This window comes from Pelotomaculum sp. FP (genome assembly GCF_004369245.1).
Taxonomy (GTDB): Bacteria; Bacillota; Desulfotomaculia; order Desulfotomaculales; family Pelotomaculaceae; genus Pelotomaculum_C; species Pelotomaculum_C schinkii.
On the sequence record NZ_QFGB01000036.1, the window covers coordinates 1 to 25,372 of the forward strand.

The following is a 25,372-nucleotide window of genomic DNA, read 5'->3' on the forward strand; positions in this document are numbered from 1 at the left end:
GGAACGGTTAATTGATCCCTGGACAACATATGAACCGAAGTAAACCTCAGTTTCCACTATTGGTTAGTATAACCATATAATTATTATGACTTGTTAATTACATATTATGGTAAACCGATCACGGATGTATTAGCATCATCAATATTAGTTCCATATAGCGAGGAAGTTGCAGATAGTGTAATTGATCCGCCTCCTCGATGCTTAATTTTTTTCGGAGGTCAAATTCAAATTACTGGATTTTCAAGACATGCTATAAACCAGGCGATCTCGCGTGATGGGGTTGGTGTTTCTAGTGAAGCAATATTAGATGCAGTCAATAATCCAACTAAAGTGATTCCTCAAGTTGGTGGTACAATTAAGTATGTCGGCGAAAGAGCGGTTGTTATACTTAACGAAGAAGGTAAAGTAGTTACGACATGGGCTAGAAATAGATTAGGATGGCGTATTTTTGAATGGGGGGGATTAAAATGACTAATTATAAACTACACCCTGAAGAGAAAAGATTACTTCATGAAATCATTATAAAACATCAACCAAAATTATTGCCCCTATTAGATATATTAGCTTCATCCGGAAATATAGTATTAACTTCTGAACAAAGAGAGAATCTCCGTGAGGTTATAGCGGATGAGCTTGTTGTAAGTGGGCTTGATAAAAACTACGAACCGAACCCACGAGGGTTAATATTAGAAGGTTTAATTGATCGCCTATGGTATTTCTCTGAAGATAGTCAATAATCAATAACCGGGCAAATGCTTGAATGTAAATTATAAATTAGGCCATTTACTGGTTGTATTTTAGGCCACAAGGTGGAGGCAGTGATGGTGATCGTTAACATTAACATATCTCAGGAAGATTGCCCATTGAATTAAAAGTTTGGGGTATGATTTATGGAAGCTATTGATTTATTACCTGATGAATTAAAAGTGAAATCCCTGTCCAGAAAAGAAGTTATACTTTCGTATGAAGATGTCATAAAGGCTATAAATAATTACTCTAATAATAACTGGGTTGTACTGAACTGGGAGGGTTGGATTAAATATTCTGAAGGAAAACACGGCCATTCAAGAAATTATCGAGGAATATCAGATATTATCAAGGAAGAAAGTGAAAGTTGGGATTCCTTTGTTAAAAGGGCGGCTATTCACTGTATTAGTACTATCAAACAAGCTCAAAAATTATGGCACAGTAAACCGGAGTATCCTGGGGCAATGTTGTATTTTTGTGTTACTGCTGTTGAAAAACCAGCATCTGATGAAGATATTAAAGAATTTGAAGAACATTATTATTATTGCTTCTCCGCTACCCTGCGAATCTTTGGAGATGAAGTTCCCTTTGAAGAAATCTCCAAAACTATTGGATTAATTCCCACATATACCCATAGAAAAGGCGTTCCAATGCATGTTAATAGGCCAAATAGATTATGGGAACACGATATGTGGTCGTATGAAGCACCTATTCAGGAAGAAGAACCTTTGGATGTTCATATTGAAGCACTTTGGAATAAATTAAAGTCTCACAGAGATTACCTGCTTAAATTAAAAGAACATTTTTCAGTAGATATATTTCTCAGTTATGGTTCAAATTCTGGTACTGCGGGTTTTGGGATTAAGCCAGGGGCATTAGAAATGTTTATTGAACTAAATATACCTTTTACGGTTTCCGTTATAATTGGTTAACCTTTTTCCTATGATGAGAACGGACGCATATTTCGGATAAGAGATGGTCAGACGGATCGAAGCAGATTGTTCAATTACTATCCCAACGGATGGGTGCAAAATAGAAATGACATAATTAGTATAATAATTTCAGTAGTTATAGGTAATACAATTAGTAATATTGTAAGTTCTGTATCTCATTCTTCATCTCATTCTATATCGTATAGTTCTCCAGATGATTCTTTAATTATTTTAGCAATGGGAGGCCGTGGTGAAGGTCTCGTAGATAAGGTTGCTAGGGAAAGAGGTTTGAATCGAAGAAAATTCGGGGATTATGTTGAAAAGCGTAAAGGTGATTATGACAGGCGTGGTAATGATAACTTTAATGAAGAAGAGATGCATGGATTAGCAGATGATTTTGAAAGCGAATATGGTAAAGGTAACAGTTGGAAAGATAGATTTAGAATAGTGCCCATTCCTGCTTGGTCTGGGGAAGCAGCGTTAAGTCCCGCAGCACCCGCTTTTGTGCCATTCCCAACAAAGGTATGGAATGATTGGATAAAAATTATGAATCCTTCTAATGTAGTTTATTAAGATTGCCAACATTCGAAAATAAACGAGTGCTAAAATATAAGAACTTGGAGGAAAGATAACATATGAGAGCTATTGATTTATTGCCAGAAGAATTAAAAATAAATTCTTTATCTAGAAAAGAAGTTATACTTTCGTATGATGATACACAAAAAGCAATAAATATCTTTAAAAAAAATAACTGGGTTATATTAAAATGGGAAGGTTGGGTTAAGTATTCTGAAGGCCAATATGACCGATCAGAAAAATTTAGAGGAATATCATATATACTTAAAGATAAAAAAGAAACCTGGGAATCTTATGTAAAAAGGTCCGCAAAACGCTGTCTCGAGACTATTAAAAAATCACAGCAAAAATGGGATATTAACCCAGAGTATCCTGATTCGATATTATTTTTTTGTTTAATTGCCGAAGAAAAACCGAAATCACAGGAAGACTTAAGTGATTACGAAGAAGAGTATTATTTTGCGTATTCAGCAACCTTACGTATCTTCGGCGACAGAATTGACAATTTTGATGAGATTAATAAAAACGTTGGGTTAATGCCCACCCACACACACAAAAAGGGTACACCAATTAATGTTAAAAGACCAGGTAAATTGTGGAACAGTGACATGTGGTCATATAAAATACCTGTTCCGGAAGAAGAACCTTTAGATGTCCATATACAGACATTATGGAATAAATTAAAACCACATAAGGAGTACTTGCTTAGCTTGAAGAAACATTTGAAGGTAGATGTGTTTCTCGGATACCGTTCAAATTCGGACACTGCTGGTTTTCGTATTGCCCCAAAGTCTTTAGAAATGTTTGCCGAATTAAATATTTCTTTTGAAGTTTCTGTTATTATTGCAGGAAGATATTAAGATAAACTCTTGACGGTAAGGAGGATAGGTATCTTAACATAGCAGGCTTTAACTATATTATGTTAAAAGACAAATTTAACTTTTTAAGAAAGCAGCTGAACTAGGTGTGAAAGTACTGTTATTGGTAACTTGTGATGCCTACGATGCGATGACTACGAACGGTCTTATGGGCCGGCAGTGATACCTGCTGGTGGGGAAATGTGCAATATTACGCAGGAAAGACAGCCAGTGGGGTTTATGGTGGCTGTGAAGCTATAGCGAACGATTATGGACTTAAAGATGCTTTAACAACTGTGGGAATGTCATTTGGTGATGGTTATAGTAAGGCTGTGCTTGCAAAAGATCCCCTTATTGTAGCTAAGAAACCGATAACAAAAGCCACTGCTCACTTTGTACCATTTGTTGGTAAAGGTTTGATTATCAAAGATGGGATTACTTTTTTTAGCGGCTTCAAGAAAGGTTGGAATGATTATGGAAGGTAATAAAAGCAAAAAAGTCACGTTATTGTCGCATATATTAATAGTGTTAATTATTTCATTTATATTAGGAATAGCTGAATCTCAGATATTATTGGATAAGCCCCTAAAATATTGTGAAAATATGACCTGCTATGCAGGTGGTTCTAAAAGGCTTATGACTTACGGGGCTTATTGATCTGAAAAAAACATGCTTCTAAAAGGAGAGTGGATTTTTCTGTCGAATTATTAATTGCATAATTCAGGGATCTTGTCGTATCAGGGATAATCAGAGTGATTTTCGTCAATCATAGTTTTATAATCAATTTTCAGCCGGGAGTATATTATGGATTATTTAAAAAACAAAAAGGTAGCTGTGAGCATTTTGATTGTAGGCCTGTTTGCCCTGGTCGGCGCAGCAGGTTATGCCCTGAAAAAACCTGCAAATGTAACCGGGCCGAGCAGTTCAGGTGAGGTTTACCAGGCTCAGTCCAACGTCGACGAGACTATTCCCACTGCCATTACCGGGGATGCGCCATCAATAGATGAAGATGGAGCAACCGCCGGAGTTCCAGCGGAAGAAAAGCCGGCAGTGGAACAAAAGCCCGCGCAAAGCACAGTTGTGACCGGCAATCTCTCCAACAACAAGAAGGGCTGGGGCTTAAAACGCAATGATACCCACCAGCAGCCGGAGATGTCTGCGTCTACCAGCGCCGGGCTTAGTAAATACGGCGCTTACTGGATTGGCAGCCCCGACGAAAAAACATTGTACCTGACCTTTGACGAGGGGTATGAAAACGGCTACACCTCCCGGATCCTGGATATACTCAAGGCTAATGACGTGAAGGCCGCTTTCTTTGTCACAGGACATTACTTGAAATCACAACCGGAACTGGTCAAACGCATGGTTGATGAAGGGCATATCGTGGGCAACCATACCGACAGCCACCCCAGCCTGCCTGGCATATCAGATGAGGAAATAAAAAAGGAACTCCAGGTTGTGGAGCAGGCTTACGAACAGCTTACCGGCAGGAAGGGTATGAGATACCTCCGCCCGCCCATGGGCGAGTACAGCGAGCGGACCCTCGCGGTAACCCGGGAACTGGGCTACCACAACATTTTTTGGAGCATGGCCTTTGTTGATTGGGTGCCCATGCCCGGCGGGCCGGACGAGGCTTACCAATCGGTAATGGACAACCTGCACAACGGCGCCCTGGTCCTGCTGCATGCGGTCTCCAAGGATAACACGGAGGCGCTGGACAAGATCCTTAAAGATACCAAAGCCCAGGGTTATATTTTTAAGACCCTGGATGACCTGGCCGGAAATTAACCGGCTCTCACGCGCAGAAAACAGGGCGGCAAACAGCCGCTCTTTTCTCATTTCTTAGGCGCCAATCGAGATGGTTCTCGCTGGAAACCTTCTCTTGCCGATATTTTTCTCTGATCGGAACTTTGGTTGTTGTAATATTATGCAGTCATCTGTATAATTATTAATATTACGTTTTGTGATTTAACGGGGGGAGAGCTTTTGTCAATCAAAATAAGTATTATCGGAGCCACGGGCTATACAGGCGCGGAACTGGTCAGGCTCCTGTCCGGGCACCCGGAAGCCGAACTGGTGGCTTTAACCACCCAAAGCTACGTGGATATGCCCTTCTGGGAGGTTTATCCGCATCTGTATAAATATAATCAGCTCATAGCTGAAAAAATGGATTTAGCCAGGCTCCTGGACCAATCGGATGTGTTATTTGTAGCCTTGCCGCACGGCCATGCCATGCCGGTCGCCTTGGAGGCGGCGCGCCGCGGCAAGGTCGTGATCGACCTTGGGGCAGACTTCCGCCTGAACGATTACCGTGTCTATGAAGAGTGGTACAAGGTTGAGCACGGAGCCAGGGAACTGCTCGGGACGGCAGTTTACGGCTTGCCCGAGGTGAACAGGGAGGCGGTCGGCAAGGCGTCTCTGGTGGCCAATCCAGGCTGCTATCCTACCAGCGCCATTTTGGCTCTGGCGCCCCTGCTGAAAAACAAACTGGTCAACCTGCGCAGTATCATTATAGACTCGAAATCAGGCGTTTCCGGAGCAGGCCGCGGGCTTTCCCTTGGTTCGCATTTTAGTGAGGTTAATCAGAATTTCAAGGCTTACAATGTGGCGATCCACCGTCATACACCGGAAATTGAGCAGGAACTGGGGAAAATAGCGGGTGAGGCTGTGACCGTATCATTTACCCCGCACCTTTTGCCGGTAACCAGAGGTATCTTAAGCACGGTTTACGCGGAGCTCGCCTCCCCCCTGCGGCAGGAAGAGATCCAGGAAATTTTCCTTGATTATTACCAGGATGAGTATTTTGTCCGTGTGTTGCCGAAAGGGATGCTGCCCCAGATAAAATGGGTGGCCGGAACCAACCACTGCGACCTTGGAGTCACGGTAGACACCCGCACCGGTCGGGTGGTGGTTATTTCCGCTATCGACAACCTGGTTAAGGGAGCCTCCGGCCAGGCGGTCCAAAACATGAACATCGTCTGCGGCCTGCCCGAATATACCGCCCTGGCCGGCCCCGCGCTTTATCCGTAGAGGCGCTGAAGCATTTAGAAACCCACACCGCTATCGCGGCGCCGGCCGGGAATGAAGATATGCCAATCAACAACATTGGCACGAGTGAACGCGCGCCTGCGTTGGGCTGGGATGCAAGCGGTGTCTTTTATTTTGGGTGGGCAAACATTTTTACCGGAGGTTTTTTAAAGTGGAAATAAAAGAGTCCAAGTTTGATTGGGTCCCCGGAGGGGTTACCGCGGCTTCCGGTTTTTCAGCCGGTACCGCTTTTGCCGCGATCAAGCAGGTTGACAAGAGGGATGTCGCGGTTATTTATTCTGTTGTCCCGGCTGCCGCCGCCGGGGTTTTTACCTTGAATAAGGTCAAGGCCGCCCCGGTGCTGGTGACCATGCGGAACCTGTCTACGGGTACCGCCCAGGCCGTGGTTGTCAACAGCGGCAACGCCAACGCCTGCAACGGCGAGCAGGGCTTGCGCGACGCGCAGGCTATGGCCGCCGTGACGGCAGAGGTCCTGGGCATACCGGCGGAAGCCGTTTTGGTGGCCTCAACCGGGGTCATTGGCCGCAAAATGCCGATGGAAAAAATCCTGCCGGGCATCCGCGCGGCTGCCGGCCAGGTTGCGCCGGAAAACGGTCCTCTGGCAGCCCAGGCTATCATGACCACCGATACCTTCCCCAAGGAAGCCGCGGTCCGGTTGGAATTGGGAGGTAAACAGGTCACCATTGGGGCTATGGCCAAGGGCTCCGGGATGATTCACCCGAATATGGCGACGATGCTATGCTTTATCACCACCGACGCCGCAGTAGCGCCCGGCTGCCTCAAACAAGCATTAAAATATGCCGCGGACCGGAGCTTCAACCTGGTCACCGTGGACGGGGATACCAGCACCAATGACATGGCGGTAATCCTGGCCAACGGCAGGGCCGGCAACGGGGTAATCCGGGAAGAGGATAGTGACTACGTCAACTTCCGGGAGGCTCTCACCGAAGTATGCGCCAGCCTGGCCAGGGACATAGCCAGGGACGGTGAGGGAGCGACCAAGTTGATTATTGTTGAGGTTTTAGGCGCCGCCACTGAAAAGGACGCCCGCCAGGCGGCCAAGGCGGTGGCTGGCTCAAGCCTGGTCAAGGCGGCGGTCTTCGGGCGGGACGCCAACTGGGGGAGGATCATCTGCGCCGCAGGTTACTCGGGGGCCGATTTTGACCCGGAAAAGGTTGATATCTTTCTGGGGGATGAGCAGGTGGCAAGGGATGGCGGCTCTATTGACTTCAGTGAAGAGCGCGCCCTGGAAATACTTAAAAAGGATACGGTCAAAATTACTTTAAACCTGAACTCCGGCGACTGCGGCGCCACCGCCTGGGGCTGCGACCTTTCCTACGATTACATTAAAATAAACGCAGACTATCGCACGTAAGATAAGTTTTTGGGGTCAGGCTTACTCAAGGGATAGATCTTAAGGGTCGGTCGTAGGGCGTAAGGCGTAAAACTCTTAGATGAACGTAATGGGGCGAGGGATATCTTAAAAAGGTCCCACAGGTGGCAGATATACTTACGGCTTACGTCTCAGCTCGAATAAATACAGGTGCGAATTCATTCGCACACGAGTCGTTGATAAAATTTGGTCCCAAATACTAGAGTAAATCATGCAAACTTGAGAACAGGTAAACTGACCCCGAAGGAATGCAGTATATACTACGCCTTACACCTGACCACAGAGGAATGCACTATAGAATTACGCCCTACGCCCGACCACAGAGGAATGCACTATAAGCACGGCATCTACAACGGCCTGCATCTAAATATTGGGGGGGGGGTAAATCGTGACTACTGCCCAGGATAGAGCTAAAATACTGGTGGAGGCCTTGCCTTACATCAAGAAATTTTACGGTAAAACCATTGTCGTCAAATACGGTGGTCACGCCATGCTGTCGCAGGACCTTAAAGAAGCAGTCTTTACCGACATGGTACTGATGAAGTATGTGGGTATGCATCCGGTAATAGTACACGGGGGCGGGCCCGACATCACCGCTATGCTCCAAAGGATTGGGAAAAGGTCCCACTTTGTAGGAGGCTTAAGGGTGACTGACAAGGAAACCATGGAGATTGCGGAGATGGTCCTGATCGGTAAAATCAACAAAGAAATTGTCGCCCAGATTAACCGCATCGGAGGCCGGGCCGTGGGCCTGTCCGGCCAGGACGACGGGCTCTTTGAAGCAGTTAAAAAGTACCGTATCGTACGTACTCCCGAAGGCGCCGAAGAACTGGCCGACATCGGCTTTGTGGGAGACATCAGCAAGGTTAATCCCGAAATTGTAACGGCGATTATCGAGAGGGGCTGTATACCGGTGGTATCACCTGTGGCTGTGGGAGCAGGCGGGGAAAGCTACAATATCAACGCCGACCACGCCGCCGGGAGGTTGGCTGCCGCGCTCGGCTCCGATAAATTGATTATACTTACCGATGTGGAGGGGATCATGGCCGACCGCAGCGACCCCAACTCACTCATTTCATCCATACGTGCTGATGAAATTGCCCTGTTAATTGATAAGGGCGTCATCGACGGAGGCATGATCCCCAAGGTCGAATGCTGCCTGGACGCCCTGGCCAGTGGAGTGCAGACGACCCACATCCTGGACGGCAGAGTCCCTCACTCAATCCTGTTAGAAATTTTTACAGACAAAGGTATTGGAACCATGGTGGAGAAGTAGAAATGGACGTGGGACGTGAGACATGGGACGTGAGGATTTTGGCGGAATTTTATTTACACAGAGTAAGTTATGTCTTAAGTCGTAATTTGATAACAGAGAAGTAGCAAGCTGAAATAAGAATAAGCATCTTGTCGTGGGATCTGAAAGGAATGCAGTATATACCCACGTCCCACGACTCACGACTAACAACTGGGGGGGTTATTCATGAACACGAAGGAAATTATTGAACTCAGCGAAAAATATCTGATGAAAAATGTCGGGCGTATTGCCCTGGCCCCGGTGCGGGGTGAAGGAGCGCGCCTGTGGGATGCGGACGGTTTGGAATACCTGGATTTCGTCAGCGGTATTGCCGTAAACTCACTCGGCCACTGCCCGCAGTCCGTGGCTGACGCGATCAGTTGGCAGTCTCACCAGTTGATGCACTGCTCCAACCTCTACTACATAGAGCCGCAGGCTCTGCTGGCCAAGCTTCTGGTAGAAAATTCCGACCTGGACAAGGCTTTCTTCTGCAACAGCGGCGCCGAGGCCAATGAGGCCGCCATCAAGCTGGCCCGCAAATACGCCAGGTTGAACTACGGCGAAGAGAAGTTTGAGATCATCACAGCTTTAAACTCCTTTCACGGCAGGACCCTGGCAACAGTTACCGCGACGGGGCAGCCGAAATACCAAAAGGGTTTTGAGCCGCTGCCGGGCGGGTTTAAATATGTACCCTTTAACGACCTGGGCGCTCTGGAGGAGGCCATAGGCCCCTCAACCTGCGCGGTTATGCTGGAGCCGATTCAGGGTGAGGGCGGGGTCAATGTGCCTGCGCCTGAATACCTGGAAGGGGTTGCCGGGCTCTGTCAGGAACACGGGGCGCTGTTGATCTTTGATGAGGTCCAGTGCGGTCTGGGCCGGACCGGCAGCTTCTTTGCCTATGAACATTACGGGGTGGCGCCGGATATTCTCACGCTGGCCAAGGCTCTGGGCGGAGGTTTTCCGATTGGCGCCACGCTGGCTAAAGAGAAGGTTGCCGCAGCCTTTCAACCAGGCGACCACGCCTCCACTTTCGGCGGCAACCCGCTGGCCTGTGTCGCGGCCCTGGCCGCCATGCAGGAGCTGCTTTACGGCGGGGTCCTGGAAAACGCCATTTCCGTTGGAGAATACTTCTATGAACAGCTAAAAGGACTGGCCGCCAAATACGATTATGTGAAGGATGTCAGGGGCATGGGCCTGCTGCTCGGGATGGAACTGTCGGTCAAGGGTAAGCCGTTGGTAGAAGGCTGCCATACAAGAGGACTTTTGATTAACTGCGTGAATGATTACGTTCTCCGCTTTATTCCTCCCCTGACCATTAATACGTCGGATGTAGACCTGGCGGTCGGAATTCTCGATGAGGTAATGGCAGAATTAAAAACTGAATAAATATAAACTGTTGAAATGGCGCCTGCATCGCTGGTGTTTTCAATGATGCGTGGCGCCGCCGGCGGTATAGGCGACTATTCGAAATATAAGTGACAGCGTCCGATAGTGAAAGGTGAGCTGTTTAGTCGATATACGACGGATTAATTGTCCTGCATTTCAATGTGCGGCCGGTCTGTACTTGCGGCAGGGATGTCTCTTGAAACCATAGTAACCTAAACGTGGCAATACGTTTAGGTTACTTAAGAAAGAAGGTATTTAGATTGCTATCTGTAGGAATGGATATGAAAGGCCGGGATTTTTTGAACCTGCAGGATTATACGCCGGGGGAGATAGGCGCTTTACTTGAATTGGCCGAAGAGCTAAAGGAAAAGCAAAAGAGTAACGTGCCTCACCCTTACTTGCAGGGGAAAACCCTGGGGATGATTTTTCAAAAATCCTCCACCCGTACCCGGGTTTCCTTTGAGGTGGCCATGTACCAATTGGGAGGGTACCCCCTATTCTTAAACGCCGGCGACCTGCAGTTGAACCGGGGTGAATCCATCGCCGATACCGCCCGGACACTATCCCGCTACCTGGATGGAATAATGATCCGCACCTACTCTCATGCGGACGTCGAGGAACTGGCCAAGTATGCCGCCATACCTGTGATTAACGGTCTCACCGACCTGAACCATCCCTGCCAGATCATGGCTGACCTGATGACCGTCAAGGAGCATAAAGGGCAACTGGCCGGGCTCAAACTGGCCTATGTGGGGGATGGCAACAATATCTGCCATTCTTTGCTTTTTGGCTGCGCCAAGGTTGGTATGAGTATCAGTGTAGCTTCTCCCAAAGATTACTGGCCGCAGGAGCAAATCGTAAACCAGGCCAGACAGGACGCACTGTCGGCCGGGGCCGCGGTTAGAATAACCACTGACCCGGTTGAAGCGGTGTCCGGGGCGGACGTAGTGGTGACCGATGTTTGGGCCAGCATGGGGCAAGAGGTTGAAAAGGCCGAACGCGTTGCAGTCTTTGCGCCCTATCAGGTCAACCGGAAGCTGGTTGCGCACGCCAAGCCCGACTATATTTTCCTCCATTGCCTGCCGGCCCACCGGGGCGAAGAGGTTGTGGAGGAAGTTATTGACGGATCTCACTCGGTCGTCTGGGACGAGGCTGAAAACCGCCTGCATGTTCAGAAAGCGGTGCTGGCAGCCCTGCTCTAAAGACATCTGTCCTGCTCGACGCGAAACCAGCAGAAAAGCAACCTGGCAATGTGGGCACGATCGTACTTGCACGAAAAGGCTTGACTTGCGGGTCTGGGGTTATCCTCCGCTCGTTCCGGATAACCCCAGACCCACTACCCCAGAGGCTTTTCGAGAACCATTGCAATAAGTTTAATTCTAAAAGGATAAGGAGATGTTGTTTGAATGTCTAAAGTAGTGCTGGCCTATTCGGGGGGCCTGGATACGTCCATCATCATACCGTGGTTAAAGGAGAACTATGGCTACGAGGTTATTGCCATGGCTGCCGACCTCGGCCAGGGGGAAGAGCTTGCCCCATTGCGCGAGAAAGCCATTAAAACCGGAGCCAGTAAGATATACATCGAGGATGTGCAGCGGGAGTTCGTCGAGGACTATATTTACCCCACCTTAAAGGCGGGCGCGGTATACGAGGGCAAGTACCTGCTGGGGACTTCCATGGCCCGGCCGCTGATAGCCAAAAAACTCGTTGAAATCGCCAGGAAGGAGGGGGCCGAGGCCATAGCCCACGGCGCCACCGGCAAGGGCAACGACCAGGTCCGCTTCGAGCTGGCGGTGAAGGCATTGGCTCCCGATTTGAAGGTGATCGCGCCCTGGCGGGAATGGGATATCCGTTCCAGGGAAGACGCTGTCGACTATGCCGGCGCCAGGGGCATCCCAGTCCCGGTCACCAAAGCCCGCCCCTACAGCATGGACCGCAACCTGTGGCACTTAAGTCACGAGGGGGCGGACCTGGAGGATCCCTGGAACGAGCCGCAGGATGATATGCTGGTCCTGATTACGCCGCCCCATAGAGCACCGGATAAACCAACCTACGTCACGCTCGATTTTGAGCAGGGGATTCCCGTCAAGTTGGACGGTGAGACTCTCGACCCCGTAGCCCTGATCCAGAAGCTGAACGAAGTTGCCGGGGCCAACGGCGTGGGTATCGTCGACATGGTGGAAAATCGCCTGGTGGGGATGAAGTCGCGCGGTATTTATGAAACCCCGGCTGGTACGGTGCTTTTTGCAGCCCACCGCGAAATGGAGCTTTTGACACTGGACCGGGCGACCCTGCACTTTAAGGAAGGTGTCGCTTTACGTTACGCCGAGCTGGTGTACGACGGGGTATGGTTCGCCCCGCTCAGGGAAGCCCTGGATGCCTTTGTAGACAGCACCCAGCGGACGGTCACCGGTACCGTGGTGATGAAGCTGTATAAAGGGAACTGCTCGCCGGCCGGCGCCAGGTCTCCCTACTCTCTCTACGACCAGGAGCTTTCCACCTTCAGCCGCGACGAGATTTACAACCAGCGGGATGCGGAAGGCTTCATCAACCTGTTCGGCCTGCCCTTGAAAGTCCGCGCCATGATGGAGCAGAAGGCGGGCTTAAGGTAGGCCCTGAACTTAATGTCATACTGTTACAACCGAAAATTGGTTCAGTTAACAGTTGGCGCCGCCCAAAACGGCGCCAACTTTCTCTGTCACGCCTATCTCAAAAGTATGTTCGAAATGACCCGATTTTGCAGGTCTGGGGTTAAAATTAGCCGTAGGCCGTAAGGCGTAAAACATAATAGCAAGGGATCATCCCCCTACCTTTTTTAATAACCTTACGCCCTACCCTGACCGGTAAGAAATGCAGTATCAGCCTGCACCTGGATGCGTTCCTTAGCGCGTGCGTTGCATGCAGAAAAGCTTGAATAGCGCGTAGCTGCCGGGTGGCTGTCTGTAGATGCGGTTGGCATGATGTTATAGTTGCTGAAATGTAGAATTGCGAAGAGAGCGGAGGAAAACCCCGTACCCACTGCCCCAGAGGCTTTTTCTGAATCATTCTACAATCACCTTTTTCTTAACCCGAATTTAAGCTTGGCTTAACATTGCCATGGTTGTCTCTTGAACTGCTTCGTATACAATATAATTAATTTCTGTACTTTTAAGGAGGAGGATTTTGGTATATGATTATATGAGGTAATGTAGTGACAAGAGGTAATCTAATTGAGGAAGCTGACTGTGACCTTCGTATGTGAAAACAGGCATGATGTGGAGAGCGTTACGGTAGACCTGACGCGCCGGGGCGATTTGACCAATGATGAGATTTGGGAACTGCAGACCAAGGGCTGCCAGTGTAAGAAATGCGGCAGTAAAAATTTTATCTACCGCACCCGGTACAAATAGATATCATTGACTTTCCAAGATTTAGGTGTTATGATGAATGCATTCCGTTGAAGTGCTCCAAATATTTGCGACAGGAAGGAGGAAAGTGATGACAGGTGAGTTAATCAACGAAATCCTGGCCGGTATAGGCCTGGAGCTGTTGGAGGAAGACACCCGGCAGGGCAATGCCGGCCGCGAAATCCCGGTTAGCCAAAAGTAAGAGGAGGTAGGTGAGTGAAATTGCCTTCCTCTTTCTTATTTTTGTTTATAGTTGCATAAAAACCAGGACATGTTAAAATTAGATAAAAACTTACATTGAGGTGAAAAAGAATGGAAGAACAGGAGAGAATTGAAGGCCAGGAGTTCACGGAGGACCATCCTTACCGCAACAACAAAGGCTTAAAGATTTTTATTCTCGTGCTTACCATAGCTGTTTTTGTCATTCCTGTCTTTGTAGTGTTAAACATGCTCAAAGGTAGACCACCTTTTATGTTTTTCTAGAAGGAGCGCGGTATATGACCAAACTTTGGGGAGGTCGTTTCCAGAAGGAGACCGACCACCTGGTAGAGGATTTTCATTCATCTATTTCATTTGACCAGAGGCTTTATCAATATGATATCAAGGGCAGCATAGCCCACGCCCGGATGCTCGGCAGGTGCGGCATTATTACTGAAGAGGAGGCCGGCGCTATTGTATGCGGGCTGGAAGAGGTGCTTGCTGAAATAAAAGCCAGCCAGGTGGAGTTTTCGGTTGAGGCTGAGGATATCCACATGAACGTTGAGCAGCTCTTGACGGCCAAAATCGGCGACCTTGGGAAAAAGCTGCATACCGCCCGCAGCAGAAACGACCAGGTGGCGCTGGACATCCGGATGTACCTCAAGGACGAGATCGACCAGGTCAGCGGGTTGTTGCGCCAGCTGCAGGAAGCCCTGCTGGACCTGGCTGAAAGGCACCTGGGCGTCTTAATGCCGGGCTACACCCACCTGCAGCGCGCCCAACCCGTTACCCTGGCCCATCACCTCCTGGCCTACTGCCAGATGTTTGGCCGGGACGAGGGCCGGCTGGCCGACTGCCGCCGCAGAACCGACGTAATGCCCCTGGGCGCAGGAGCCCTGGCCGGGACCACTTTTCCGCTCGACCGGCAATATGTGGCTGAACAGCTCGGCTTTGCGGCCATCACCCAGAACAGCCTGGACGCCGTCAGCGACCGTGACTTCGCGGTTGAGTTTACCGCGGCCGCGTCCCTGGTGATGGTACACCTGAGCCGTTTTTGTGAGGAGATTATACTCTGGGCCTCAGCTGAATTCGCCTTTATTGAACTGGATGACGCGTTCAGCACCGGCAGCAGCATGATGCCCCAGAAAAAGAACCCGGATGTTGCGGAACTGATCCGGGGCAAATCCGGGCGGGTGTTTGGGAACCTGCAGGCTTTGCTGACCATGCTGAAAGGGCTGCCCCTGGCCTACAACAAAGACATGCAGGAGGATAAAGAGGCTCTGTTCGACGCGGTGGACACCGTCAAAAAATGTCTCCTGGTTTTCAGGCCCATGCTTGAAACCATGCGGGTCAAAGAGGATAATATGCAAGCCGCGGCAAGCAAGGGTTTTACCAATGCCACCGACCTGGCCGATTACCTGGTGCGCCGGGGATTGCCTTTCCGGGAAGCCCACGAGGTAGCGGGCAAACTTGTGTTTCACTGTTTGCAGCAAAAAATTACCCTTGACCAGTTAAGCCTTGATGATTACAGTAAATTTTCCACTCTGGTGGAGGAGGGCGTGTATGACGCCATCAGCCTCAAAAGGTGTGTGGATGCCCGGCGGGTGCCGGGCGGTCCCGCTTTGGAAGCCGTGCGGGAAGCCATCGCCAAAGCCAGGCAGCGGTTGGCGGCGAGTAAATAAAACAACTGCGCCCGTATAAAGAAGTCAAAGTCGCCCTGAAGGCGACTTTGCTGATCCATGCAGTGGCCGGCATACTAAAACAATTCTTGTTTCATTCGGCGCTATTTTTCTTCTTTCTTTTCCTTTTCCTTTTCCTTTTCCGCGTAAGGAACGCCTGGATATATACCTGGAGATAAACCGGGAGCAATGCCTGGCGGGGAAATGGGTACCCATGGGGGTAAGGTTGCTCCGGGGCCGGCCGGTGGAAGAATACCGGGGATCGGGCCTACGCCAACGCCAGGGCAGGGAATGCCGGGGATCGGCCCTACGCCAACGCCAGGACAGGGAATGCCAGGTCCCATGCCCATATCAGGGCAGGGCACGCCAGGACCCATGCCCATGCCGGGCCCCATACCTATACCAGGACCCATGCCCATACCGGGTCCCATGCTGGGGCAGGGCATGCCGGGGGATACCGGCGTACACATATCACTGTATGCACAAAGTATATTATGGTAAACCATAGCTTCTTGCAGTTCACCGCTCATAAAGCGCAGCAGCTTTTTTCTTACCAACTCGTTTGGAGCTACCATGGCCAGCTGTGCCGCCATGCAGATTTGCCGAAGTTCCACGTTAAGCAGTTGACATATCTGATCCATAAACAGGTTTTCCTGCATGATTTTTCAAACCTCCTTTACTCATGTCTACTTTTTGTCAGTTTGTTCTCCTTCGCCATAAAACAGCGGCGGGCCGCCGGGGGGATTTACCATGTGACCCGGATCGCCCATTCCTGGAACGATAGAGGCACAGCCAAACTCTCCTGCCAGTTCACATAATCTTTGCACCTTCATGGCTTCCTCGGCAGCCGATTGGGCAAACATTTGCCTGAGGCAGGAACTTGGCGCGGTCTGGGCAAGCTGGGTATAGACGGGTATCTCCATTTGTTCACTCTGTATGAGCCTTTTTAGAATTTCACAGGGGTCACGTGGACACATCATATCGTCCATCATGCCGCCGGTCATGCCTCCAACAAGACCTTCTTTACTCGCATCCATAGGAACTCCTCCCAATACTAATTTGCTATATATATATGAATAAAGAATAAATGTGGTTACCTTCCCCTCTGAAGCTAAATTTTACAAACGCTATGTTTACAGGGTATACGCCGTCAAAGAAAAAATTCTTGACACATATTTGGGTTTTATGTATACTGGATAACAAATTCAATTTGGTAAAGGCTGTGAAGGGGACCAAGGCTTAGTATCATGGCGGCAGAGAGCTGGGGTAGCTGAAAACCGGCGCTTATGTGCAAGGCTTACACATCACCCTGGAGCCGCCGGCTGAAAGAATTTAGTAAGCTGGGCCGGGTTGGCGCCCGTTAAAAAAGCCGTGCTTGTTAAGCACATCAAGAGGCCTTCGCCTTTGGCGGAGGCAAGCAGGGTGGTACCGCGCGGGTTATAAGCCCCTCGTCCCTGGCAGTATATTCAAGCTGCCGGGAGAGGGGTTGTTTTATTTCTTTAATAACTTTAATATTAGAGAGAAATATCAACATGTTTAAACATAATTAATTCATCTGGGGGAGTGGATACCATGATAATTTACCTTAACGGCGAGTTTGTACCAGAGGAGCGGGCTGTAGTTTCGGTCTTTGACCACGGGCTTTTATATGGTGACGGGGTGTTTGAAGGGATCCGCGCCTACCATGGCCGGGTCTTTAAACTGGGTGATCACCTGGACCGGCTTTACGACGGGGCCAAGGCTATTGCCTTGGAAATACCTGTGGCCAAGGAGGAAATGCAGGAGATCGTGCTTGAGACACTGCGGCGCAACGATTTGCGTGACGCCTACATCCGCCTGGTGGTGACCAGGGGTGTCGGCGACCTGGGTCTCGATCCCCGCAAATGCTCCAAAGCCTTTGTTTTCTGTATAGCTGCTTCTATTACACTGTATCCCGAAGAGCTATATGAAAAAGGGCTGTCGGTGATCACTGTGGCAACCCGTCGCAATATCCCTACCGCCTGTATTCCCCGTGTCAAATCGTTAAACTACCTGAACAACATCTACGCCAAGATAGAAGCTGCCCGGTCCGGCGCGCCTGAGGCCATTATGCTGAACCAGGAGGGTTACGTGGCCGAAGCAACGGGAGATAATATTTTCCTGGTCAAAAAGGGCGCTCTTATTACCCCGGCGCTCCATGTGGGACTCCTGGAAGGCATTACCCGCAATACGGTAATGGACCTGGCCAGGGAGCGAAACATATCGGTTGAAGAAAAAGTGTTTACTCTTTATGATGTTTACACTGCCGACGAGGTCTTCTTAACCGGTACCGCCGCCGAGATTATTCCAACCGTCCAGGTTGACGGGCGACTTATTGGAGACGGACAGCCGGGACCCATGACTAGGGAATTAAGGACTGCTTTTCACGAACTGACCAAGGTGGACGGTCCCCTGATTTATCAGGAGAAGGCTGAATGCGGCTGCTGCGCGAAATAATAATATGAAATAATTTAAAACGGGGCTATCGGCCGGCCGCGTTCCGGCCTTTTTTATTACTTATACTGACTTTGTACTACGACTGATGACCGGGAGGATTAACTGTGGGTGGAGTGAAATTATCCGGGGCGGAGATCCTGTTAAAAAGCTTGCAGGCTGAAGGTGTGGATACCATATTCGGCTACCCCGGCGGCCAGGCCCTGCCAATTTATGACGCGCTTTACGATTCCGACATCAGGCACATCCTGACCAGGCATGAGCAGGGGGCCGCCCATGCGGCCGACGGCTATGCCCGCGCCACCGGAAGGCCAGGTGTGTGTCTGGCCACTTCAGGCCCCGGCGCCACCAACCTGGTGACCGGCATAGCCAATGCCTACATGGATTCGGTACCGATGGTGGCTATTACCGGACAGGTTTCCCGCGCTCTTTTAGGCCGGGATTCTTTTCAAGAAGCAGATATCATCGGTATCACCCTGCCCATTACCAAGCACAGCTACCTGGTGGAGGACCCGTCCGAACTGGCCCGGGTTGTCAAGGAGGCGTTTCATGTCGCCACCACCGGCAGGCCTGGTCCGGTGCTGATCGATATGCCCAAGGACGTTTCTTCCGGAATGTTTGATTATGAAGCGTCCGGTGAACTTCAGCTGCCTGGCTACAGTCCGGTAAAAGACGGGGAGCCCGGCCGGGTGCTGGAGGCGGCCAGGGCTATTGCGGCATCAAAGCGCCCGGTTATTTACGCCGGTGGCGGCGTGGTTATCTCCGGGGCTCATAATGAGCTTTTGCAGTTGGCTGAACTGCTGATGGCGCCGGTCTGCACCACCCTTCTGGGAATGGACGGCTTTCCGGGCAACCACCCGCTTTCCCTCGGTATGCTGGGTATGCACGGGACCAAGTACGCCAACTTTGCCGTCTGTGAGTGCGACCTCCTGATTGCCGTGGGCGCACGTTTTAACGACCGTGTAACCGGTAAATTGGAGACTTTCGCCCCGGAGGCCAAGATCATCCATATTGACATAGACCCGGCTGAAATTGGGAAGAATGTGCGGGTGGATATTCCCATCGTGGGGGACGTGAAGAGAGTTTTGAAACAGCTTCTGGCAGTCCTCCAGCCCGGACTGGGCGAGGCCTGGCGGGACAGGATCCAGGCCTGGAAGAAAGAATATCCCTTAAGCTACTGTGATAATGGAAGGCTGAAGCCGCAGTCGATCATCAAGGAAATTTACAACCTTACCGGAGGCGCCGCCCGGGTGACGACCGAGGTGGGACAGCATCAGATGTGGACGGCCCAGTATTACACTTTTACCAAGCCTCGTTCTTTCATTACCTCCGGGGGCTTTGGCACCATGGGGTTCGGCTTGCCTGCCGCCATCGGCGTCCAGGTGGGCTGCCCGGATGACGTGGTCTTTGATATTGCCGGCGACGGCAGCATCCAGATGAATATCCAGGAAATGTGTACGGCGGTAAATTACGAACTGCCGGTCAATGTCGCTATCCTGGACAATGGAGTCCTGGGTATGGTTAGGCAGTGGCAGGAACTCTTCTACAACCGCCGCTATTCCCAGACAGAGCTGTCCAACCCGGACTTTGTCAAATTGGCTGAGGCCTACGGAGCTGAAGGGATCAGGGTAACCAAACCGGCCGAGGTGGCCCCGGCCTTAGAACAGGCCATCCGCTCCAGCAAACCGGTGATGATAGATTTCATCGTGGACAGGGAAGAAAACGTACTCCCCATGGTACCACCTGGGGGGTCAATCGGCAAAATGCTAGGCTAATGAGACGTGAGACGTTAGTGACATATTATAAAAGTCGTAGGCCGTAAGGCGTAGGGCGTAAAGGGCAACAGTGGTAACTTTGGTGATTCGTATGGATGGTGGAATAATATTGAAATCCAGTGTTAAGTAAAGGGATATAAGAATAACTTAACCTGCGATTTATACTCAACGCCCTGCGGCCTACAGTTTATGACTTGAAGGTATGAGGCTATGGTGTTAGGGGTAAACGGTCGCTGCCCGGGACACATTTTCAGCCGCAACCAGCTTTAACTACGCCTGACGACTTACGCCCTACGCCCTGTTTGAGTTAAGGCGCAAGCATCTCTGGTTAAAAAAGTTTTAATATATCTAGTGCTATAGGGGGGAGTCAGATGAGGCACACCCTGGCGGTGACAGTGGAAAATAACACGGGTGTATTGACCCGGGTGGCCGGTCTTTTCAGCAGGCGGGGTTTTAACATTGACAGCCTGGCGGTTGGCAGGACAGAAAACCCGCGCATTTCGAGAATGACTATCATTGTGGAGGGCGACGACCAGGTCGTTGAGCAGGTCGCCAAGCAGCTGCACAAACTGGTAGACGTTATTAAAATCAGTGACATCACGCGCAGCCCCTATGTTGACCGGGAACTGGTGCTGATCAAGGTGAACGCCGAACCTGCGTCCCGTGCCGAAATCATGCAGCTGGTGGACATTTTCCGGGCGCGCATCGTCGACGTGGGACCTAAAACCCTCACTGTCGAGGTAACCGGAGACGAAGGTAAAATTGACGCTTTTGAACAATCATTGCGCCCATTTGGGATCAAGGAACTGGTCCGTACGGGTAAAATCGCTATGCTGCGAGGCATAAAGACCAGTTCTAAAAATAACAGCCACAAAGAGGAGGATACCAACTAATGGTAAAAGTCTATTATGACGAGGATGCGGATCTCAGTTTGCTAAGGGGTAAAAAAGTTGCTGTTATGGGTTACGGCAGCCAGGGGCATGCCCAAGCCCAGAACCTCAAGGATAGTGGTGTAGAGGTCATCGTCGGCCTGCGCAAGGGCCGGCCCAGCTGGCAGCAGGCCGAGGCGGACGGGCTGAAAGTTATGACCGTGCCCGAAGCGGCGGAACAGGCGGATATCATCCAGATCCTTCTGCCGGACGAAATGCAGGCCAGGATTTACCGGGAGCAGATCGCGCCTTATCTCAAAGAAGGCAACGCCTTGATGTTTTCCCACGGTTTTAACATCCACTTTGACCAGATTGTACCGCCGGACAATATAGACGTGTTCATGGTAGCGCCCAAGGGACCGGGCCACATGGTTCGCCGCATGTATGTGGAAGGAAAAGGAGTTCCTTCTTTGGTTGCGGTTTACCAGGATTATACGGGCAAAGCCAAAGACCTCGGCCTGGCCTATGCCAAGGGTATCGGGGGAACAAGGGCAGGTGTGTTTGAGACCACTTTTAAGGAAGAAACCGAGACCGACCTTTTCGGCGAGCAGGCCGTGCTGTGCGGCGGTGTCACCGCCCTGATGAAAGCCGGTTTCGACACCCTGGTAGAGGCGGGCTATGCTCCTGAAATGGCTTATTTCGAGTGCATTCACGAGATGAAATTAATCGTTGATTTGATTAACGAGGGCGGCCTTAGCCAGATGCGCTATTCAATCAGCAACACTGCCGAATACGGCGACTATATGACCGGCTCGCGCCTGATCACTGAAGAAACCCGCAAGGAAATGAAAAAAGTCCTGTCCGAAATTCAAAACGGCGTGTTTGCCAAGAATTGGATCCAGGAGAACCAGGCCGGCTGTCCGTCCTTTAAAGCAATTGCCAGACAGGAGAAAGAGCTCCTGGTCGAAAAAGTCGGAGCCAGACTCCGCTCAATGATGTCCTGGCTGAAAAAGTAGCAGGTATTTGGGGATGAAGTCGTAGGCCGTAAGGCGTAAGGTGTAAAATGCAGACGCGTGAGCTTTGCAACGACCATATTGATGTAGGTGCGAATTCATTTGCACAGACCTAAGAGGAATGCAGAATAACTACGCCCTACGACTTATGCCTTACGACAGTGTTTATGACTTACGAATGCGACTGGCTATACAATCATTCCTAGGATGAAAATATAAATTTGTATTTTGGGGGGGGTGTTGGCTATGGAAATCACTGTGGCGGAGGCGCTGGTTCGCTGCCTGGAACAGGAAGGCGTCGAAATGGTTTTCGGTTATCCGGGGGGAGCAATCCTGCCCGTATACGACGCCTTGAACAATACATCTATTAAGCACGTCCTGGTACGGCACGAACAGGGGGCTGCTCATGCTGCGGACGGGTATGCCCGTGTCACCGGCAAGGTTGGGGTCTGTATGGCCACATCCGGACCCGGCGCCACCAACCTGATTACCGGTATCGCCAACGCCTATATGGACTCAGTCCCCATGGTGGTAATCACAGGCCAGGTAGCGACCACCCAGGTGGGTACGGACGCTTTCCAGGAGGTGGACATAACCGGCATCACCCTGCCTATAACCAAACATAATTATTTGGTGAAAGAACCGGAACAGCTGCCGGCTATCGTCAAAAAGGCCTTCCATATCGCGTCCACCGGACGTCCGGGACCGGTACTGATCGACCTGCCTAAAGACGTGGCAGAATCCAGAATTAAATTCAAGTATCCCAAAACCGTCGAACTGTCCGGCTATAAGCCCACCTACAAGGGACACCCCTCGATGGTCCAGCAGGCGGCCAGGATGATCATGGAGTCTGAGCGCCCGGTTATATATGCCGGCGGAGGGATCAGGATCTCCAACGCCGCTCCGGAACTGCTGCAGCTCGCGGAAACCATCTCCGCCCCGGTGACCCATACGCTGATGGGCCTTGGTTGTTTTCCTGGCAACCATCCCCTCTTCCTGGGCATGCTGGGCCTGCACGGAACACGCCATGCCAACCAGGCGGTAACAGAGTGCGACTGCCTGATTGCCGTGGGAGCCCGTTTTGACGACCGGGTGGTAGCCAAGATAAGCGGGTTTGCGCCAACAGCCAGGATTATCCATGTTGATATAGACCCGGCTGAAATCGGCAAGAACGTCCGTATTCACCTGCCCATTGTAGGGGATGTCAAAAATGTCCTGCGGGCGATCCTGCCGCTTTTGGAGATTAAGGACAACACCCCCTGGGTCGAGCGTGTCCAGGAATTGAAAAGGAAATACCCTTTGCAGTACAGTCGCGACGGCCTTTTGAAACCACAATTTGTTCTTGAAAAGTTGAATGAACTAAAAGATGACAGCGCCATAGTCGTTACCGATGTGGGGCAGCACCAGATGTGGGCGGCACAGTACCTCCGCTTTAAGGAGCCGCGCAGCTTTTTGTCTTCAGGCGGCCTGGGCGCCATGGGCTATTGCCTGCCGGCGGCGGTCGGCGCCAAGCTGGGCGCCCCGGACAAGGATGTCATTGTGGTGATCGGTGATGGCGGCTTCCAGATGACCATGCAGGAACTGGGGACAGCAGCCGAACAACGGCTTAACCTGAAAATTTTCATCCTCAACAACCACAGATTGGGTATGGTGCGTCAACTGCAGGAGTTTTACTGCGACAAAAGGTATATTGCCGTGGACCTGCAATTCAATCCCGATTTTGCCGAACTTGCCAAAATCTACGGGATGGAAGGCTACACCGTTAACACGGAGGAACAGCTGGAAGCAATCCTGCCACAGGTTCTGGCATCTCCTGCTCCGGTAATTATTAACTGCATGATTGACCCGAATGAAAACGTCATGCCAATGGTCTTAAGCGGTTCGACCATCAGTGAAGCAATAGACTAAAGCTATACTAAGTGAATCTCGTATCCGCAAGAAACAGTTACAGACTCAAAAAATATATGTAAGCGAAAAAGCATTGGCGTAAGGCGTAGGGCGTAAGGCGTAAAGTTGCTTGATGGGTTATCTCTCAAGATATGTGCAGATTATCCAAAGACCCGGATGGAATGCAGGATATAATACGCCCTACGCCCTACGCCTTACGACGCTATAAATATGGTTGCTAGAAAACAATAACAGCTAATCCGTATATACAGGTCGGATGTTCGACGATAGATGACGGAATATGGAGGTTTTATGAGTCAGCGAGTCTACATTTTTGACACCACCTTAAGAGACGGAGAACAATCTCCGGGGGTCAGCCTCAATATTGGTGAAAAAATTCAGATAGCCAGGCAGTTGGCCAGGCTTGGGGTCGACATCATCGAGGCCGGCTTTCCCATTTCCTCGCCAGGTGACTTTGAGGCGGTCCGTGCCGTAGCGCGTGAAGTAAAGGGTGTGACGGTAGCCGGCCTGGCCAGAGCCAACTTCCAGGATATTGACCGGGCCTGGGAAGCGGTTCGCCACGCCGAACAGGCGCGCATACATACTTTTATCGCCACTTCGGATATACACATGCAGCATAAGCTGCGCATGAGCCGGGAGCAGGTGCTGGAAGCGGCCGTGGCCGCGGTTAAGCGCGCCAAAGGCTTTACGGGCGACGTTGAGTTTTCGGCGGAGGACGCGTCCCGTACCGAACCCGCTTTTTTATTCCAGGTCATTGCCGCCGCCATTGAGGCCGGGGCCACGGTGATCAATATACCGGACACCGTCGGCTATGCCGTCCCCGGAGAGTGGGGCAGCTTTATCGAGACCATCTGCCGCGAGGTTCCCGGCATTGACCGGGTGACCGTCAGCGTGCACTGCCACAACGACCTGGGGTTGGCTGTCGCAAATTCTTTGGCGGCTGTCTTAAACGGCGCCAGGCAGGTGGAAGGAGCGATTAACGGCATTGGTGAGAGGGCCGGCAACGCCGCGCTGGAGGAAGTGGTGATGGCGCTTTACACCAGAAAGGACAGGTATAATAATCTTTACACAGGTGTTCATACCGAGGAAATTTACCGTACCAGCAGGCTGGTCAGTACTTTGACCGGCATGAAGGTCCAGTCTAACAAGGCCATTGTCGGCAACAACGCCTTCGCCCACGAGTCAGGTATCCACCAGGCTGGCGTCTTAAAAGAGCGCACTACCTATGAAATTATGAACCCGGCCATGGTCGGCGTCAGCAAAAGCAACCTGGTCATGGGCAAGCACTCCGGCCGGCACGCTTTTCGCCAGAGGCTTGAGGATATGGGCTTCGCCCTTTCCGAGGAAGAACTGAACAAGTCCTTTGAACGTTTCAAAAAACTGGCTGATAAAAAATCGGACATTACCGATGATGATATAGAGGCAATTGTCGAGGAAGAAATGAAACTGGTGCCGCAGACCTACAGCCTCGACTATATGCAGATTTCCAGCGGCACCGCGGTCGTTCCCACCGCCACCATCGGGCTTTTAAAGGATGAAGCGCGGCTGGAGGAAGCCGCCTGCGGCAACGGACCGGTTGACGCCATCTGCCGCGCGGTGGATAAAATTACCGGCATCAACTGCACCATGATCAGCTGGGGCATCAACGCCATCACCGCCGGCAAGGACGCGCTGGGTGACGTGACCTTAAAGATTACCACCGACGGCCAGCGGGTTTACACAGGCCGCGGGATCAGCACCGACGTCCTGGAAGCCAGCGCCAAGGCCTATATCAACGCTGTCAACAAGCTGGTATGGGAAGCGGAGCAGGCTAAAGCGGCGGAAGGGGAATGATTATTT

24 protein-coding genes are annotated in these 25,372 nt (G+C 50.7%); 22 read left to right on the forward strand and 2 right to left on the reverse strand.

Features of this window, described 5'->3' with window-relative positions:
- Positions 1–90 precede the first annotated feature (90 nt).
- From Psfp_RS13735 to argH, 16 genes are all read left to right on the forward strand, one after another.
- The gene (locus tag Psfp_RS13735) at positions 91–471 is read left to right on the forward strand and encodes a hypothetical protein (protein WP_134219109.1); all 381 of its coding nucleotides are present in this window, start codon (positions 91–93) and stop codon (positions 469–471) included.
- Positions 468–737 carry a hypothetical protein gene (locus Psfp_RS13740; protein WP_134219110.1) on the forward strand — a complete coding sequence of 90 codons (270 nt, stop codon included), beginning with the start codon at positions 468–470 and terminating at the stop codon, positions 735–737. The genes Psfp_RS13735 and Psfp_RS13740 overlap by 4 nt, the downstream gene beginning before the upstream one ends.
- Before the next feature lie 153 nt (positions 738–890).
- A complete protein-coding gene (locus tag Psfp_RS13745) occupies positions 891–1,679 on the forward strand; it encodes a DUF4279 domain-containing protein (RefSeq protein ID WP_134219111.1) in 789 nt (262 codons plus the stop codon).
- 93 nt (positions 1,680–1,772) lie between these two features.
- Positions 1,773–2,252 (forward strand): hypothetical protein, encoded by a 480-nt coding sequence (locus Psfp_RS13750; protein WP_153189535.1) that lies wholly within the window; start codon positions 1,773–1,775, stop codon positions 2,250–2,252.
- Positions 2,253–2,314: 62 nt separating this feature from the next.
- The gene (locus Psfp_RS13755; RefSeq protein WP_134219113.1) at positions 2,315–3,115 is read left to right on the forward strand and encodes a DUF4279 domain-containing protein; all 801 of its coding nucleotides are present in this window, start codon (positions 2,315–2,317) and stop codon (positions 3,113–3,115) included.
- A 200-nt stretch (positions 3,116–3,315) separates the two neighbouring features.
- Entirely contained in the window at positions 3,316–3,597 is a 282-nt protein-coding gene (locus Psfp_RS13760; protein ID WP_134219114.1) for a hypothetical protein, read from the forward strand.
- Positions 3,598–3,916: 319 nt separating this feature from the next.
- Entirely contained in the window at positions 3,917–4,900 is a 984-nt protein-coding gene (gene pdaA / locus Psfp_RS13765) for a delta-lactam-biosynthetic de-N-acetylase (RefSeq protein ID WP_134219115.1), read from the forward strand.
- Between the two features lie 198 nt (positions 4,901–5,098).
- Complete coding sequence (gene argC, locus Psfp_RS13770) at positions 5,099–6,142, forward strand: N-acetyl-gamma-glutamyl-phosphate reductase (protein ID WP_134219116.1); 1,044 nt, start codon at positions 5,099–5,101, stop codon at positions 6,140–6,142.
- Between the two features lie 175 nt (positions 6,143–6,317).
- Positions 6,318–7,535 carry a bifunctional glutamate N-acetyltransferase/amino-acid acetyltransferase ArgJ gene (gene argJ / locus Psfp_RS13775; protein ID WP_134219141.1) on the forward strand — a complete coding sequence of 406 codons (1,218 nt, stop codon included), beginning with the start codon at positions 6,318–6,320 and terminating at the stop codon, positions 7,533–7,535.
- Positions 7,536–7,941: 406 nt separating this feature from the next.
- Entirely contained in the window at positions 7,942–8,829 is an 888-nt protein-coding gene (gene argB, locus Psfp_RS13780; protein WP_134219117.1) for an acetylglutamate kinase, read from the forward strand.
- Positions 8,830–9,033: 204 nt separating this feature from the next.
- Positions 9,034–10,233 (forward strand): aspartate aminotransferase family protein, encoded by a 1,200-nt coding sequence (locus Psfp_RS13785; RefSeq protein WP_134219118.1) that lies wholly within the window; start codon positions 9,034–9,036, stop codon positions 10,231–10,233.
- Positions 10,234–10,514: 281 nt separating this feature from the next.
- Complete coding sequence (argF, locus tag Psfp_RS13790) at positions 10,515–11,435, forward strand: ornithine carbamoyltransferase (RefSeq protein ID WP_243120654.1); 921 nt, start codon at positions 10,515–10,517, stop codon at positions 11,433–11,435.
- Between the two features lie 204 nt (positions 11,436–11,639).
- Positions 11,640–12,845, forward strand: coding sequence for an argininosuccinate synthase (locus tag Psfp_RS13795; RefSeq protein ID WP_134219119.1), 1,206 nt, complete (start codon positions 11,640–11,642; stop codon positions 12,843–12,845).
- A 597-nt stretch (positions 12,846–13,442) separates the two neighbouring features.
- Positions 13,443–13,622 carry a hypothetical protein gene (locus Psfp_RS13800; RefSeq protein WP_134219120.1) on the forward strand — a complete coding sequence of 60 codons (180 nt, stop codon included), beginning with the start codon at positions 13,443–13,445 and terminating at the stop codon, positions 13,620–13,622.
- 309 nt (positions 13,623–13,931) lie between these two features.
- Positions 13,932–14,102 (forward strand): hypothetical protein, encoded by a 171-nt coding sequence (locus tag Psfp_RS21755; RefSeq protein ID WP_192895432.1) that lies wholly within the window; start codon positions 13,932–13,934, stop codon positions 14,100–14,102.
- Positions 14,103–14,116: 14 nt separating this feature from the next.
- On the forward strand, positions 14,117–15,499 hold the full coding sequence (gene argH, locus Psfp_RS13805; protein ID WP_134219121.1) for an argininosuccinate lyase: 1,383 nt from the start codon (positions 14,117–14,119) through the stop codon (positions 15,497–15,499).
- 101 nt (positions 15,500–15,600) lie between these two features.
- Here the strand turns inward: argH and Psfp_RS13810 are convergent, their stop codons facing one another.
- Together Psfp_RS13810 and Psfp_RS13815 are read right to left on the reverse strand one after the other, a co-directional pair.
- The gene (locus Psfp_RS13810) at positions 15,601–16,155 is read right to left on the reverse strand and encodes a hypothetical protein (protein ID WP_134219122.1); all 555 of its coding nucleotides are present in this window, start codon (positions 16,153–16,155) and stop codon (positions 15,601–15,603) included.
- Between the two features lie 27 nt (positions 16,156–16,182).
- On the reverse strand, positions 16,183–16,533 hold the full coding sequence (locus Psfp_RS13815) for a hypothetical protein (protein ID WP_134219123.1): 351 nt from the start codon (positions 16,531–16,533) through the stop codon (positions 16,183–16,185).
- Between the two features lie 535 nt (positions 16,534–17,068).
- On the opposite strand from Psfp_RS13815, the gene ilvE reads away from it, so the two are divergent.
- The 6 genes from ilvE (at position 17,069) to Psfp_RS13845 (ending at position 25,366) form a co-directional block, all read left to right on the forward strand.
- Positions 17,069–17,971 (forward strand): branched-chain-amino-acid transaminase, encoded by a 903-nt coding sequence (gene ilvE, locus Psfp_RS13820; RefSeq protein WP_134219124.1) that lies wholly within the window; start codon positions 17,069–17,071, stop codon positions 17,969–17,971.
- Between the two features lie 113 nt (positions 17,972–18,084).
- On the forward strand, positions 18,085–19,743 hold the full coding sequence (gene ilvB / locus Psfp_RS13825; protein ID WP_134219143.1) for a biosynthetic-type acetolactate synthase large subunit: 1,659 nt from the start codon (positions 18,085–18,087) through the stop codon (positions 19,741–19,743).
- Between the two features lie 371 nt (positions 19,744–20,114).
- Positions 20,115–20,636: an acetolactate synthase small subunit gene (ilvN, locus tag Psfp_RS13830; protein WP_134219125.1), complete on the forward strand. Its 522-nt coding sequence runs from the start codon at positions 20,115–20,117 to the stop codon at positions 20,634–20,636.
- Positions 20,636–21,628, forward strand: a complete 993-nt coding sequence (ilvC, locus tag Psfp_RS13835; RefSeq protein ID WP_134219126.1) for a ketol-acid reductoisomerase — start codon at positions 20,636–20,638, stop codon at positions 21,626–21,628. Before ilvN ends, ilvC begins: the two co-directional genes overlap by 1 nt.
- Positions 21,629–21,871: 243 nt before the next feature.
- Positions 21,872–23,533 (forward strand): biosynthetic-type acetolactate synthase large subunit, encoded by a 1,662-nt coding sequence (gene ilvB, locus Psfp_RS13840; protein WP_134219127.1) that lies wholly within the window; start codon positions 21,872–21,874, stop codon positions 23,531–23,533.
- A 291-nt stretch (positions 23,534–23,824) separates the two neighbouring features.
- On the forward strand, positions 23,825–25,366 hold the full coding sequence (locus tag Psfp_RS13845; RefSeq protein ID WP_134219128.1) for a 2-isopropylmalate synthase: 1,542 nt from the start codon (positions 23,825–23,827) through the stop codon (positions 25,364–25,366).
- Positions 25,367–25,372: the final 6 nt, after the last annotated feature.

Bases quoted from the DNA above. Each gene is read 5' to 3' on its own strand.
- Psfp_RS13740 (WP_134219110.1), top strand. From the start codon at position 468: ATGACTAATTATAAACTACACCCTGAAGAGAAAAGATTACTTCATGAA.
- Psfp_RS13745 (WP_134219111.1), top strand. From the start codon at position 891: ATGGAAGCTATTGATTTATTACCTGATGAATTAAAAGTGAAATCCCTG.
- Psfp_RS13755 (WP_134219113.1), top strand. From the start codon at position 2,315: ATGAGAGCTATTGATTTATTGCCAGAAGAATTAAAAATAAATTCTTTA.
- pdaA (WP_134219115.1), top strand. From the start codon at position 3,917: ATGGATTATTTAAAAAACAAAAAGGTAGCTGTGAGCATTTTGATTGTA.
- Psfp_RS13785 (WP_134219118.1), top strand. From the start codon at position 9,034: ATGAACACGAAGGAAATTATTGAACTCAGCGAAAAATATCTGATGAAA.
- argF (WP_243120654.1), top strand. From the start codon at position 10,515: ATGAAAGGCCGGGATTTTTTGAACCTGCAGGATTATACGCCGGGGGAG.
- Psfp_RS13795 (WP_134219119.1), top strand. From the start codon at position 11,640: ATGTCTAAAGTAGTGCTGGCCTATTCGGGGGGCCTGGATACGTCCATC.
- Psfp_RS21755 (WP_192895432.1), top strand. From the start codon at position 13,932: ATGGAAGAACAGGAGAGAATTGAAGGCCAGGAGTTCACGGAGGACCAT.
- argH (WP_134219121.1), top strand. From the start codon at position 14,117: ATGACCAAACTTTGGGGAGGTCGTTTCCAGAAGGAGACCGACCACCTG.
- Psfp_RS13810 (WP_134219122.1), bottom strand. From the start codon at position 16,155: ATGCAGGAAAACCTGTTTATGGATCAGATATGTCAACTGCTTAACGTG.
- Psfp_RS13815 (WP_134219123.1), bottom strand. From the start codon at position 16,533: ATGGATGCGAGTAAAGAAGGTCTTGTTGGAGGCATGACCGGCGGCATG.
- ilvE (WP_134219124.1), top strand. From the start codon at position 17,069: ATGATAATTTACCTTAACGGCGAGTTTGTACCAGAGGAGCGGGCTGTA.
- ilvN (WP_134219125.1), top strand. From the start codon at position 20,115: ATGAGGCACACCCTGGCGGTGACAGTGGAAAATAACACGGGTGTATTG.
- ilvC (WP_134219126.1), top strand. From the start codon at position 20,636: ATGGTAAAAGTCTATTATGACGAGGATGCGGATCTCAGTTTGCTAAGG.
- ilvB (WP_134219127.1), top strand. From the start codon at position 21,872: ATGGAAATCACTGTGGCGGAGGCGCTGGTTCGCTGCCTGGAACAGGAA.
- Psfp_RS13845 (WP_134219128.1), top strand. From the start codon at position 23,825: ATGAGTCAGCGAGTCTACATTTTTGACACCACCTTAAGAGACGGAGAA.